This window comes from Sulfuriflexus sp. (genome assembly GCF_032250955.1).
Classification (GTDB): Bacteria; Pseudomonadota; Gammaproteobacteria; order AKS1; family AKS1; genus Sulfuriflexus.
Genome location: NZ_JAVVES010000024.1, coordinates 1 through 13,094, shown reverse-complemented (window position 1 = coordinate 13,094; position 13,094 = coordinate 1). Strand labels below are relative to the sequence as shown.

The following is a 13,094-nucleotide window of genomic DNA, read 5'->3' as shown; positions in this document are numbered from 1 at the left end:
GTAGCGATGCCAAATTCTTTCTGTGAAGTTGATCTGTGTCAATGGCAATCGTGGGCAAACAGGCGTATATGTATCAATAAGCAATAATAACCAAAAGACACGCATTTACTGTCTTGAAAGGGAGGCATGATGGCCAGCTTAATTACACGTAGTGCGCTCGTAGTGGTGGCCTTGTTTATCACGGCCTGTGATAAGCCCACTGACAGCACCAAACAAATTCAGGAAAAGGCCGTTGTCGCCAGGGAGGCGGAAACGCCGCCGGTTATTGATCCGCAACTGGCGGCCGAGGGGCAACGCTTATATGAGCAGAACTGCGTCTTCTGTCATCAGGCCGATGCCATAGGTAAACCGGGTACAGCGCCATCCCTGACCAACAAGGAATTCCTGAGCGTGGCCTCCAACAGGTTTCTGCTGGGTACGATTCAGGACGGTCGTCCCGGTACCGGTATGCCATCGTATGCCCATCTCGGGGAAAAGAATATTCTGGCGATTGTCGCTTACCTGCGTGACCATGCCGTGCTGACGGATCGTTCAGCTGCGGTTGATGCGCAGCCCGAAGCACACGGTGACCCGCGACTCGGTAAAATCTGGTTTGACCAGGTTTGCCTGACCTGCCACGGCACCAATGGTGACGGTTATTCCGCGGGCGGGACAGGTACCGCTATCGGCAAGGCAGGTTTTTTAAGCAAGGCCTCGGATGGCTTTATCCGCACAACCATCAAGGAAGGCCGCTCGAATACCCGCATGCTCGGTTTTTACGGCGCCGGACCGGAAACGATGGCGGACCTGAGCGAGCGTGAGATCGACGACATTATTGCCTACCTGCGCACCATGCCCAGCAAGAATTAGGGAGACAGAAAAATGAAACGCATCAAAATGAATCGACGTGACTTTCTTAAGGGTAGCGCCTTCATCACCAGCACCGTGGCAGGTTCCAGTCTTATGGTCGGTGCCAACCCGGAACTCGAAGCGGCCCCGGTCAGCCCGGAAAAGGCGGCCAGTACGCGCAAGACCGCGATTGCCCAATGTCCGTATTGCGGGGTTGGTTGTGGCACGATCATCCAGGCCGAAAACGGCAAGATCGTTTCCATGCGCCCGGACAAGGATCACCCAACCAACTATGGCCTGCAGTGTATCAAGGGTCTGACGGCCGCCGAGCCTATTTATGTCGACCGCATGGAAGGCGATCCCTACGTGCGTAAGGACGTCTGGGAGGAATGGAACAAGCCCGGTCACGGCGACCTCGAGTATATCAGCAAGACCAAAGGGTCGTTCGATGAAGAGCACTTTGTGCGGGTGCCCTACAAGGAAGCCTCGGATATGACCGCGCACAAGGTCGCGCACCTCGCCAAAAAGTATACGGGTAATTCGATCGGCCTGTACGGCTCCGGGCAGCTGACCATGGAAGGCCAGTATCTCGAAAACCTGTTCATGAAGGGCGTGCTGGGTTCCAATACCATCGAAGCCAATGCACGCATGTGCATGACCTCAGCGGTGACGGGCTACTTCGCCACACTCGGTTCCGATACCCCGCCACTGGCTTACGAAGATATTGAGCTTGCGGATATGGTAATGCACTTTGGCCATAATGCCCGCGAGTCACATCCGATTATTTTCTGGCGAATTGCTGACCATAAAAAGAATACAGACATACCGACGGTTGTCGTCGATCCGCGCTATACAGGTACCTCCAAAGGCTATGCCGATATTAACGCGGACAACTCGGTACATGTGCCGATCCTCAATGGTGATATCAGTTTTCTCAATGCGCTTGCCCATGTCCTGCTCAAGGATCACCCTGACGTCATCGACTGGGATTTCCTCAAGGCCCATACCACGGGCTGGAAGGAGTACACCGATGGTGTGCTCAACGACTACAGCCCCGAGCAGGTCCAGGACCGTATGGGCGGGCCCAACCATGATGTGTCACCAGAGCTGATTCGCAAGGTGGCCGGTATGTTTGCCGAGGCGACCCGCAAGCGTCTTGCGCGGAGCAAGGGCAAGCATGCCGAAGAAGGTTATGGCGGGGTCATCATTATGTGGGGCATCGGTTATAACCAGCATATCCATGGTCAGCACAATACGATCTCGATTATCAACCTGCTGACCCTGACCGGCAATCTTGCCAAGCCGGGGTGCGGGCCGTTCTCCATGACCGGGCAACCGAACGCAATGGGCGAACGCTTCACCGGTGGCTTAACCGGGCGCCTGCCATTCAATCAGCCACTGAAGAACACCGCTCATCGCAAGCACATGGCGCGGCACTGGAATGTCCCGGAAGAAAACCTGGTCAGGGCCATGAACGCAAAGAACCCGGGTTATGCAATCGGTATGATGGAACGCGCACTGAAAGGTGAAGTGAAGGCCATGTTCTTTGTCTATGCCACGCATATTGACTTGCCGGATCAACATAAACTAATCCGCCCGGCCATGATGAAGATGTTTAATGTTGTCCAGGAGATCTACCGGCATGCGCCGAACAATCTGTATGCCGACGTGATCTTCCCGGCTGCTACCTGGGGCGAAGTAGACGGTGTCTACATCAGTTCCGAACGCCGCATTAACCGGGTCGAGAAGGCCGCCGAACCACCACCGGGCTGCCTGCCGGATATGGACATGGTGATCGACAAGGGTAAGGAAATCGCCCACTTGCTAGGTCTGGATGCCGACAAGATCTTTCCCTGGAAGCGCCAGGAAGACGGTTTCTACGATGCGCAGGAAATCTTCCGCGCCGTGTGCGCCGCCTCGGCAGGGACAGACACGGACCTGACCGGCCTGCTCGAGGTTGAAAGACTTGACGGTAAGACACCCTACGAGCAATTGCGCGACCTGCGCGGTATTCAGTGGCCGGCACCGAACTATGAAGCAGCCAAAAGCGGCGGCACCAAGCGTCGCTTCATGGCCCAGGAGGGCAAGTGGGAGAACCGGCCCTATGGTTATTTCCGTACCAAGGACGGCAAGGTGCACATAAAACTGTGCCAGCAGGATTATTCACGGCGGGAGGAGATCACCAGGAAACTGATGGAGTTCGGGGACAAGGAAGGCGTGTACACCATCGACAATATCGCATTGCTGAAACAGGCGCGTGACATGGGGCTCACCCCCGACCTGCCTGATGAAGCGGAACGCGGCCAGACCTGGGACAAGGTGCCGGAAGGCAAATACCCCTACTGGCTGGGTCTCGGTGTGGTGTATGAGCACTTTCACACGGCAAAATCGAATCGCAGCCCGACCACGCGCCGCCTGGTCCCGGAGATGTATGTCGAGATGCATGTTGAAGATGCCAGAGAACTCGGTATCAAGGACGGCGACAAGGTGCGCCTGGTGACACGGCGCGGTGCTTATGAGGCCAGGGCCCAGGTCGGTACCAGTAGCCTGGTCAAGCCGGCGCGCAACAGCGTGCCGCGGGGTTACATGTTCAGTCCATGGAACCTGTCGGTGGCTGACAGCGCCGATCCGAAGAAGAACAAGTGGCTTGTGAATGGTGTCTCGAGCCGGGTCTGGGATATCGTTTCAGGACAGGTTGATTTCAAGAAGCTCGCCTGCCGTATCGAAAAGGTATAAACCTTTACACTGCTGTTCCATTAATTCCCTCTCCCTCCGGGAGAGGGTCAGGGTGAGGGGATTTAGATTCGATAACACATTACTAAAACTCTTGCCCCTGAAATCATCAGAGGCCGACAAAGGCAGACATGCAACGCAGAACCTTTATTCAGGCGCTAATCGGAACCGCGTTGATTCAGGGCTGGTCCCGGCTACAGGCAGCGAATCAGCCGAGCTTCCGTTTTCTCCGTCCACCGGGCTCCCTGGCGGAGTCCGATTTCCATGCGCAATGTATTCGCTGTGGCAAGTGCGGCGAGATTTGTCCGAACCGGTGTATCAAGTACTTTGGCACCGAGAACGGGCTGGAGTCACTCGATACGCCATACATCGTGCCGCGCGAGCAGGCCTGCATCCTGTGCATGAAGTGTGGGGATGTCTGCCCCACCGGGGCGATTGCATCCATTCCCCGTGAGGCTGAACCGATCCTGGAAAAGGTCAGCATGGGAAAGGCGCGGGTGGATCATTCCCTGTGCCTGTCATGGCAGGGCAAGACATGCGGTGTTTGTTACCGTGCCTGTCCCTTGCCTGACGTGGCGATCCGGATCGGTCGCCTCGAGCAGCCGCATGTGCTGGAGCAGTGTGTTGGCTGTGGCTTATGCGAACGATCCTGCATCCAGATACCGCAAGCTATCAGAATTATTCCGAACCATAGTCGTGGTTAGTGATATTTTTATGTTGGTAATTAACCGCTAAGGACGCAAGGATACGCAAAGTAAATACATAAGCGCATCCTGGCGTAACCTGGCGACCTTAGCGGTTAAATTTTTTTAAAGAGATTAGGAATGCAAAACAACATTGTCAAATCCTACCTGCCACGTCACCTGAACAAGTTACGCTGGCTGGTGCTGGCGAGCATTTTTGCTATGCTGGTGCTGCTGCCGTTTCTGCACCTTTACCAGACCTATGTAGCAGCGCATGCCTATGATCTGTTGTTCCCGCACGAAAAAATGATTTATGACAGCATGGAGTGGCTGACCTCGCCTTTTGTCAGTGATGCCGAACATGAGCTGGACGCCATTAAAGGCACGACCTGGTCAGGCAACCTGTTCGGTCTGCAAGTCAGTGACCCGCTGGCGGTGCTGAGTCAAATCAGCGCGTCAATCTCGGTCTATTGGCCGTTCCTGTTGACGGCCCTGATCCCTCTCGTCGTGACCCTCGTGCTGGGCCGCGTCTTTTGTGGCTGGATTTGTCCGGCCACCTTTATTTATGAATTGAACGACACCCTGGCGGGCTGGTTAAGGCGCGCTGGCGTGCCGCTGGGTGACCGGGAGTTTGATAAGCGCACCAAGTACCTGGTGCTGGCGGCCGGGCTGTTATTGTCGATGTTGCTCGGCAGCATCATGACCGCGGCAATCTACCCGCCGGCGATCATTGGTCGTGAACTGTATTATGCGATTGCGCAGGGTGGCTTTGGTGTGGGTGCCGTGTTTTTTATCCTCACCATCCTGTTTGACTTACTCGTCGCGCGACGGGGGTTCTGCCGTTATGTCTGCCCTGGTGGCGCCCTGTATTCCTTGCTGGGTCGCTACCGCCTGTTACGCATTCAGCGCGTGGTCAGTGCGTGCAATGACTGCAAGAAGTGTAACGTGACCTGTGAGTTTGGTCTCGACCCACTGCATGATGGTTTTGGTCAGGAGTGTAATAACTGCACCGCCTGTATCGCGGTTTGCCCGACCGACGCCCTTGAGTTCAAACTGGCCCTGAAAGACGGGCCATACCAGGGACCGGGGCACCTTGGGCATGACTATCGTCGCGAACAGCAAATCAAGAGCGAGTCATGAAACGGCGTCGCTTCCTGCAGTCGCTCGGTGCCTACACGGCATTGGCCTTTGCGAGTGTCATACCTTACGGCCTGTCACGCCTGCTGGCACCGAAGGTCTATGCCGAACCGCACCGCCACATTCTCTTGCCCGGTGCCCTGCCCGACATCGAGGCGTTTAACCGCGCCTGCATCGGTTGCGGCCTGTGCGGTGAAGTCTGCCCGCCACGTTGCGTGGTGTTCGCGCAACGCGACGGTGGCGACGGCCTGAATACTCCTTATATTGATCCGGCAAGGAAGGCCTGCATCCTGTGTAACAAGTGCATGCAAGTCTGCCCAACCGATGCCTTGTCAATAACACCGATTCGTGATGTCGATATGGGCATTGCCCAGATCGACCGGGCGGCCTGTTACCCGTGGGTCGACGAAGGTATCTGCGGGGCCTGTGTGGCAATCTGCCCACTTGGTGAAGAGGCGATCAGCTTTGAGTTTGCGAATATCTACAAACCGGCGGTAAGGGACGGCTGTGTCGGCTGCGGTCAATGTGTTGAGGTCTGCCCCGAACCGAGTTTGCCGATCCGGATCGTGACACGCAGCGAAGGCACAATCGCCAGGCATGGTGTGGCTACAAGGCGGCGTAGTTATTAGCTATGCTTTGAGTTATTAATTTTTTACCGCAAAGGGCGCAAAGTGACGCAAAGAAAATCCAGCGGGGTCGTAATCCAGCGGGGTCGGAGTCGCTGTCTACAGGTGCCTTTGACCTGGCCGCCAATGTCGCGGCTTGTTGTTCCAGCGAATCGTCGCGCCCCGCGACTCCGACCCCTGAATCCGCAACGGGGTCGGAGTCGCCGTCTACAGGTGCCTTTGACCTGGCCGCCAACGTCGCGGCTCGTTGTTCCAGCGAATCGCCACGCCCGCCCGACTCCGACCCCTTATCAATTTTCGCGTCCTCTGCGTCTCTGCGGCCTTTGCGTTAATAACTCGGTATTAATCAGGGAGTACAAGTTGTGAGGTTGGCCCAGACAATGTTGTTCATGGTTTTATTCGGGCTTTGTGCATTGGCCGTACAAGCCCATCATGTCCTGGGTCGTCCGGCCTATAGCCTGAGTGCCGATTCGAATACGCCGCCGAGCATGCAGGTGGAGACCCAGATAGGCGATTACTTTGTCACCTACATGGCCTTTCCCGCCTTTCCCAAACCGAATGAACAGGGGCGCGTTAACCTGTATGCCTCACGAATTGATAACGGCATACCGTTTGTCGGCAAGGTAACTTTCAAGGTGCGCGACGACAGCTGGTTTGCCAGTGAGGAAGAAACGCTCGGGGTGCAGCCGATTGACGATAACGTTTACCGGCAGGGGTTTATCTTCAATGAAGAAGGCAACTACATCATTACCGCAGAATTCGAGTCAGGTGGAGAACCGTATAGTATCGACTTTCCGTTGCGCATTGGCGATCCGGCCTCGATCGGACCGATAGGCGTCACCCTCGCCATACTGGTGAGTGTGCTCTTGCTGGTTAATATTCTGCAGCGCAAGCGCCGCTTTCGCCTCAAGGCACAACGATGACGCATCCCGGCCTACCTGGGATATGGCAATGGCTGATCGCGGTGCTTATGATCATCGCCTTGCTGCAGGTTTTGTTACAACCCGCCGTTAAACACCGCACCCGGCTGACTATGTCAGTCGACCGTATTCCCCTGCTCGGCGCAGTTTCGCGTTTCTTTAATGCGAGTCCGTGGCCGTTATTCTGCCTGAAGTTTATCGTCGCCGGCCTGTTCCTGCTCGTGATTGCCGCCGGCCTGTTCGGCACACCCATCGCGGAACGCAACCTGGCGACGACCCTGACCTGGACGATATGGTGGGCCGGGATCGTCATCGTGATCTTTTTCTTCGGTTCGGCCTGGTGTGCCGTTTGTCCGTGGGACAACCTGGCCGGCTGGATGGTGAAGCACACGCTCTGGCGACGTAACGATGAGGCCAGCCTGGGCCTGAGGGTGCCGAAGTGGTGGCGCAATATCTGGCCGGCCCTGATCATGTTTGTCGGCCTGACCTGGCTGGAACTGGGCGTGGGTGTGACCACCGATCCCTATATGACCGCGGTGCTGGCCCTGGTGATGGTGGTGCTGGCAACGGTCTACCTGGCCGTTTTTGAAGGCAAGGCCTTTTGTAAACACGTCTGCCCGGTGGGGCGCACGATCGGCTTTTATTCGCAACTGGCCATGGTTGAATTGCGCCCGCGTTCGACACAGACCTGTGCCGATTGCCGGACACTCGAATGTTACTACGGCACCGAAGAGATAGAGGCCTGCCCGACTCACCTGGTGATGGGACGCCTGACGCAAAGCACCTATTGCACGGCCTGCAGTGCCTGCAGCATGAGTTGCCCGCATGACAATGTCAGCTGGCGTTTGCGAAGCCCGGCTGTAGAGGCCATTCAACATGCCCGCCCGCACTGGGACGAGGCCTGGTTCATGCTCGGCCTTTTGGCACTGACAACCTTCCACGGTATTACCATGATGCCGTTCTGGGAGCAGGGCATGTCGTCGCTGGCACAACTTATCGGTGACTCGGGACAATTATTATGGAGTTTCAGTCTCGGCATGTTGCTCATATTGCTGATCCCGGTTTTACTCTACGCGGTTTTAATTCGGCTGATGCAGAGCCTGTTGCCGGTGAAGATCGGCTTTAAACAGTTATTTGCCCGCCTGGCCTTTATTAGCCTGCCGCTGGCCTTTACCTATCATATTGCGCATAACCTCAATCACCTGATCCGTGAAAGTCGCGGTTTCACGGACGTGCTGATGAACCCGCTTGGTCGCGACACCCTGCCGCTGGGCAGCCATGAATTACACATGCGCCATATAAACCCGTTAATCCCGGAGCAGTTATTGTTCGCCTTGCAGGCACTGCTAATCGCCTTTGGTTTCTGGCTGGCGTTAAAGGTATTGCAACATCGCAGCACAGATGTGCTTGATGAGGCACACAGTCTGCGCATTGCGTACTTGCTGCCGGGGCTTGGTTTTATTCTACTGGTCACGGTTTTTAATCTCTGGTTGCTGGCGCAACCCATGGTCATGCGCATGTAAGGCAGTCAAGAGCCCTGGCGATAATGCTGACCAGGAAGCGGTGAGTGAAATGACAAAGTCGAATGGTGAAGTGTAATGGATGAAGGTCGCCGCAATTTTTTCCGTCGTGCCGCGGGCAAGGCCGCCGAACATGTGGTCGAGGAGGCAGATGCCCGGCTCGAGGCGCGCGCGTCACGCTGGATACGTCCGCCCTGGGCCCGGCCGGAACTGGAATTTATGCTGGCCTGCAGCCGTTGCGAGGCCTGTATCCAGGCGTGTCCACATAAAGTGCTTTTCCCCCTGCCGGCCCGCTATGGCGCAGATGTGGCACAAACGCCGGCACTTGATGTACTTGATGGTGGTTGCCACCTTTGCGAAGACTGGCCCTGCGTGAAGGCGTGTGAGCCAGCGGCCCTGCGTCTGCCGGAAGCGAAAGAGGCAACCGGGGCCGGGGAAGCTGTCGCGCAACCATTTCCGAAACTGGCGCATGCCGCTATCAATACGGCTGAATGCCTGCCCTACCAGGGTCCGGAATGCGGGGCCTGCGAGGGCAGTTGCCCGGTGCCCGGGGCACTGCTCTGGGATGGCACTCGTCCCCGCATCGACATGACAGCGTGCAGCGGCTGTGGGCTTTGTCGCGCGGCCTGCATTGCAGACCCGCCCGCGGTTATGATCAGCTCGCTTTACAGGAAAGAGGCTTTATAACACTGCTGCCCCGTTAATCCCCTCCCCCTGCGGGTGAGGGGATTTAGATTCGATAACACATTGTCTTATTCACGCCCTCATCCTGGCCTTCTGATGGAACAACCAGCCATTCGCCTAAGCTGTCCAACTACTACAGCAAAGGCGCTGGTTATCCCTGTGGGAGAAGGGATAACGCCGATTAGAGGGTGATGAAATTTTATGTATTCATGCGCATCAATCAACCTGTTTACCTTGTCCGAAGCTTACCGTTTTCGCCGTTAATCCCCTCTCCCTCAGGGAGAGGGTTAGGGTGAGGGGATTTAGACTCGATAACACATTGTCTTATTCACGCCCTGAAAACCGGTAAATCCTTCGGCGGGTCGCAAACAAACTAATCAGCAAGCCCGATCTCGATAGCGGTTGCGTTACCGATAAGTGTTTGCCTGAGATGGTCGGGCTGCCTTGCCTGTTGCGGCGAGAGGGGAATACGGCCGCCCATGAGTTCGGCACGTTTTTGCGGGTAGAGTGGTTGTTGCTCAGGGTCGGCGAAACCGAGCGGGTACAGCGGCTGGTTGTTGGCAGGGTCATACTTGTCAGTGGCGCCGAGTGTGTGCAGTAGCTCGTGGGCAATGATGACATTGTTACGTTTACCCTCGGCACGACTGGCAAAGGCATTAACGATGCCGACCAGGCCCTTCTGCAGGCCAAAGGAATGACCAACCTGACTGTATACCGCAGGGTCATAGTAAACCGTGTAGAGTTGAATATCAGGTGCGGGCCCGGGCTGGCTATTATGGGTCCATGCCCAGTAACGCATTTTCAGACTCCAGTACATGATCTGCAGGGCATTGCCACCTTGTGGCGGCATTGGCGGCTTTTCAGTCACTTCGGGCGCGAGACTGATATCGAAAGGCTTCTGCTGCAAATCGCGCCAGGCCAGCGCCTGGCGCGCAAGGTACTGTTCGATATCAGCAAAGCTGGCCTCGCTGAGACTGTTGATATAGGCGCGGGTGGCCGGTCTCTGGTCACCGTTTATGGGGTAGATACTGACATACAGGGTACGATCCCAGTTCGTGGTACGAAACCGGGTAAGGGCCGCCGAGCTGGCGACAAAGAGCAGTACCAGCAAGGCAATCAGAATGCGGAATTTACGCAGCATGGCGAAGTCAGTTCCTGGATTGTGTCGACGCCGGAAATCATACGCGGGTAAGGCAAACCTGCCAAATCAACCGGAAGCCGGCCAGGGCCGGCTTAGCCGGTATTGCGCGTCGGCAGCACGGTCTTGAGCTGGTCACGGGTCTGGTGCAGCAGGCGCTCAGTGGTGTCCCAGTCGATGCAGGCATCGGTGACAGAGACCCCGTATTTGAGCTGTGACAGGTCAGCGGGGATAGGCTGGTTGCCCCAGCCGAGATTCGATTCGAGCATGAGTCCGGTAATAGACTGGTTACCGGCAAGGATCTGCTGTACGCAATCCTCAACCACCTTGTTCTGGTTCGCCGGGTCCTTGCTGGAATTGCCGTGGCTGCAGTCCACGGTAATGTTCAGCGGCAGATTGTTCGCCTTCAGCTCAGCCTCGCAACGGGCAATCTGCTCTGCCTCGTAATTGGGCTTGCCGCCGCCACCACGGAGCACGACATGGCCGTAGGCATTGCCGCGAGTCTTGACCACGGTGCACTGCCCATCCTGGTTGATGCCGAGAAAATTGTGCGGCTGCGAGACCGAGTGCAGGGCGTTGATGGCGACATCAAGGCTGCCATCCGTACCGTTCTTGAAGCCGACCGGGGTCGACAGCCCGCTTGCCATTTCCCGGTGGGTCTGGGATTCGGTGGTGCGCGCACCAATTGCCGACCAGGCAATCAGGTCAGAAAGGTACTGTGGCGTAATCGGGTCGAGCGCCTCGGTTGCGGTCGGCAGGCCGAGTTCGTTCAGGTGCAGCAGGATCTCGCGCGCCTTGTACAATCCCTTTTCAATATGAAAGGAATCATCCATGTAAGGGTCATTAATGAGGCCCTTCCAGCCCACCGTGGTCCGCGGTTTCTCGAAATAGACGCGCATGACGATATACAGGCTGTCGCTGACCTCGTCGGCGAGCTTCTTCAAACGCTCGGCATACTCGTAGGCGGCCGCCGGATCATGGATAGAGCAGGGCCCGACCACCACGAACAGACGATGGTCCTTGTGGTCGAGGATGCGTTGCAGGACTTCCCGGCCAGCCAGCACGGTACGCTCGGCAGTCTCGGTCAGCGGCAAGGCGCGCTTGACCTCGGCCGGGGTCGGCAGCAGGTCCTGGGAGAGGACATTGATGTTGTTAAGCTGTTGTTCGGTCATGTGATTTCAGTCCGGCCCACCGCTATAGCGGTGGCGGCAAAGCGCGCATTTTACAGGATTTTTCCGGGCTGTGCGCGTTTTATCCGGCTGTCATGGGCGGCGCGGTTTTACAGGCACAGGAAAGCAAAAAGCCCTCCTGGGAGGGCTTTTTGACTGACTCGATGGCGTATCCTCAGTTCTGATACAGGCCACGTTCATTGGCGCGCTCTTCCTGTTCCACCTGCTTGAGCACGAGCTTCAGCGCGTCGAGGTAGGGCACCGTGCCGTTATTGCGGATGATGGTGCGGCCCTCAAAGCTGTGGGCAAACTTGATGAACTTATCGACCTCTTCGGTATTCTTGCCGGACTTGTTCATTGCCAGGTAGAGGGGACGATACAGGCCATAATCGCCGGCGCGGATATTCTCATAAGAGGGTTCCTTGCCGTCGAGCATGAGGTTTTTCACGTTACGCTTGCGGGCCGAGCTGATGCCGGTCACGGCAATGGCGTTCACGTCCTTGACCACTGCCACCTCGATGGGCCCGGTAGACTTCATGAACTCGCTGGCCTTGAATTCCTGGTTATAGTTGGCGAACACGAGCTTGCGCAGGGCGCGACCTACGCCGGAGATCTTGCCCTTGCGGGCGAGCAGGCGAATCGGCGCATCATTGCCACCGAGCTGCTTCCAGTTGGTGATCTTGCCCAGGTAAAGACCGCGGATCTGGTCAAAAGTGATGTCGTTGACAGGGTTATCGGGGTGGACAATCACGGCGAGGGCGTCCCAGGCCACGGGTTCGAGCATGGCACTGGTTTCCTTGCCCTCACCGTCGATCTTGTAGCGGCAGGCTCCGCCGAGATCGGCCGTATTGGCGGCAACTTCACGGATACCGCGCGTCGCCCCGCCACCCTGGATCTCGATCTTCACACCGGTCTTTTTCTCATAGGCGGCGGCGAGTTCGGCCATAAAGGCCTTTTTGGAAATACCACAGCCCACCCATTTAAGGGTTACCTGGTTGCTGGCCTCTTTAGTGGCCGCTTCAGCAGCCGGTAGCAGGCTGCTGCCCAGTAACAGGTTGGCGGCCAGTACAGCTAATATAATTCGTGTCATTGTTTTCCTCCCAAATGACTGGCTCTCCGGCCAGTCTGGTTATGCCGGTTTTATTTTCAGTTAGCGAAACTGTGAACCAGTACACTTAAATATAGCGGTATTTTGAGCGGAATACTCTCCGATAAGGACAAAACTACAATAAAAAATAATTATAAGGGTAATAGACGGGGCTGGAGGCCCGGATAAGGTCGTCACACACCGTCCGCAAGCGTCTGCCCGGCTAAGACTTGCCCTGCTACGGGACACGGACGGGTTCTGGCGGGTCGGCATGATAAAATGAGCGATAGCAGATAATAAATAATAAAAAGGTATCACTGCTGAGGTTCCCCCAATAAAACGGACGATTTAATTACCGGTAGCTCGTTCTTCGTACTCCACCGGCGTCATATATTGTAACGAAGCATGGAGCCGTTGCCGATTATAAAACACCTCGATGTACTCAAAGAGGCTTTGTTTAGCTTCTGCTCTTGTCCGATAGTGCTCATGGTGTACCAGTTCGTTCTTCAGTGAACCGAAGAAGCTCTCGGCCACTGCGTTATCGAGGCATTCGCCCTTGCGACTCATAC

12 protein-coding genes are annotated in these 13,094 nt (G+C 56.3%); 8 read left to right on the top strand and 4 right to left on the bottom strand.

What is annotated here, in order from left to right; genetic code table 11:
* The first annotated feature begins 129 nt into the window (after window positions 1-129).
* The 8 genes from RQ738_RS06255 to RQ738_RS06220 all read left to right on the top strand — a co-directional run bounded on the left by RQ738_RS06255 (window position 130) and on the right by RQ738_RS06220 (window position 9,134).
* Window positions 130-849 carry a c-type cytochrome gene (locus tag RQ738_RS06255; RefSeq protein ID WP_314162862.1) on the top strand — a complete coding sequence of 240 codons (720 nt, stop codon included), beginning with the start codon at window positions 130-132 and terminating at the stop codon, window positions 847-849.
* Between the two features lie 12 nt (window positions 850-861).
* A complete protein-coding gene (locus RQ738_RS06250; RefSeq protein WP_314162861.1) occupies window positions 862-3,564 on the top strand; it encodes a molybdopterin oxidoreductase family protein in 2,703 nt (900 codons plus the stop codon).
* A 128-nt stretch (window positions 3,565-3,692) separates the two neighbouring features.
* On the top strand, window positions 3,693-4,265 hold the full coding sequence (locus RQ738_RS06245; protein WP_314162860.1) for a 4Fe-4S dicluster domain-containing protein: 573 nt from the start codon (window positions 3,693-3,695) through the stop codon (window positions 4,263-4,265).
* Between the two features lie 120 nt (window positions 4,266-4,385).
* The gene (locus tag RQ738_RS06240; protein ID WP_314162859.1) at window positions 4,386-5,384 is read left to right on the top strand and encodes a 4Fe-4S binding protein; all 999 of its coding nucleotides are present in this window, start codon (window positions 4,386-4,388) and stop codon (window positions 5,382-5,384) included.
* Entirely contained in the window at window positions 5,381-6,010 is a 630-nt protein-coding gene (locus tag RQ738_RS06235; protein WP_314162858.1) for a 4Fe-4S dicluster domain-containing protein, read from the top strand. The genes RQ738_RS06240 and RQ738_RS06235 overlap by 4 nt, the downstream gene beginning before the upstream one ends.
* Window positions 6,011-6,420: 410 nt before the next feature.
* Window positions 6,421-6,930 carry a hypothetical protein gene (locus tag RQ738_RS06230; protein ID WP_314162857.1) on the top strand — a complete coding sequence of 170 codons (510 nt, stop codon included), beginning with the start codon at window positions 6,421-6,423 and terminating at the stop codon, window positions 6,928-6,930.
* On the top strand, window positions 6,927-8,450 hold the full coding sequence (locus RQ738_RS06225) for a 4Fe-4S binding protein (protein WP_314162856.1): 1,524 nt from the start codon (window positions 6,927-6,929) through the stop codon (window positions 8,448-8,450). Before RQ738_RS06230 ends, RQ738_RS06225 begins: the two co-directional genes overlap by 4 nt.
* Before the next feature lie 75 nt (window positions 8,451-8,525).
* The gene (locus RQ738_RS06220; protein ID WP_314162855.1) at window positions 8,526-9,134 is read left to right on the top strand and encodes a hypothetical protein; all 609 of its coding nucleotides are present in this window, start codon (window positions 8,526-8,528) and stop codon (window positions 9,132-9,134) included.
* A 370-nt stretch (window positions 9,135-9,504) separates the two neighbouring features.
* Here RQ738_RS06220 and RQ738_RS06215 read toward each other — a convergent pair whose 3' ends face one another.
* The 4 genes from RQ738_RS06215 to RQ738_RS06200 form a co-directional block, all read right to left on the bottom strand.
* A complete protein-coding gene (locus tag RQ738_RS06215) occupies window positions 9,505-10,272 on the bottom strand; it encodes a hypothetical protein (RefSeq protein ID WP_314162854.1) in 768 nt (255 codons plus the stop codon).
* Window positions 10,273-10,364: 92 nt separating this feature from the next.
* Window positions 10,365-11,441, bottom strand: coding sequence for a 3-deoxy-7-phosphoheptulonate synthase (locus tag RQ738_RS06210; protein ID WP_314162853.1), 1,077 nt, complete (start codon window positions 11,439-11,441; stop codon window positions 10,365-10,367).
* A 172-nt stretch (window positions 11,442-11,613) separates the two neighbouring features.
* The gene (locus RQ738_RS06205) at window positions 11,614-12,528 is read right to left on the bottom strand and encodes a phosphate ABC transporter substrate-binding protein (RefSeq protein WP_314162852.1); all 915 of its coding nucleotides are present in this window, start codon (window positions 12,526-12,528) and stop codon (window positions 11,614-11,616) included.
* A 345-nt stretch (window positions 12,529-12,873) separates the two neighbouring features.
* The coding region (locus RQ738_RS06200; RefSeq protein WP_314162851.1) for an IS3 family transposase at window positions 12,874-13,094 on the bottom strand (221 nt) is incomplete at its 5' end.

Bases quoted from the DNA above. Each gene is read 5' to 3' on its own strand.
- RQ738_RS06255 (WP_314162862.1), top strand. From the start codon at position 130: ATGGCCAGCTTAATTACACGTAGTGCGCTCGTAGTGGTGGCCTTGTTT.
- RQ738_RS06250 (WP_314162861.1), top strand. From the start codon at position 862: ATGAAACGCATCAAAATGAATCGACGTGACTTTCTTAAGGGTAGCGCC.
- RQ738_RS06245 (WP_314162860.1), top strand. From the start codon at position 3,693: ATGCAACGCAGAACCTTTATTCAGGCGCTAATCGGAACCGCGTTGATT.
- RQ738_RS06240 (WP_314162859.1), top strand. From the start codon at position 4,386: ATGCAAAACAACATTGTCAAATCCTACCTGCCACGTCACCTGAACAAG.
- RQ738_RS06235 (WP_314162858.1), top strand. From the start codon at position 5,381: ATGAAACGGCGTCGCTTCCTGCAGTCGCTCGGTGCCTACACGGCATTG.
- RQ738_RS06225 (WP_314162856.1), top strand. From the start codon at position 6,927: ATGACGCATCCCGGCCTACCTGGGATATGGCAATGGCTGATCGCGGTG.
- RQ738_RS06220 (WP_314162855.1), top strand. From the start codon at position 8,526: ATGGATGAAGGTCGCCGCAATTTTTTCCGTCGTGCCGCGGGCAAGGCC.
- RQ738_RS06215 (WP_314162854.1), bottom strand. From the start codon at position 10,272: ATGCTGCGTAAATTCCGCATTCTGATTGCCTTGCTGGTACTGCTCTTT.
- RQ738_RS06210 (WP_314162853.1), bottom strand. From the start codon at position 11,441: ATGACCGAACAACAGCTTAACAACATCAATGTCCTCTCCCAGGACCTG.
- RQ738_RS06205 (WP_314162852.1), bottom strand. From the start codon at position 12,528: ATGACACGAATTATATTAGCTGTACTGGCCGCCAACCTGTTACTGGGC.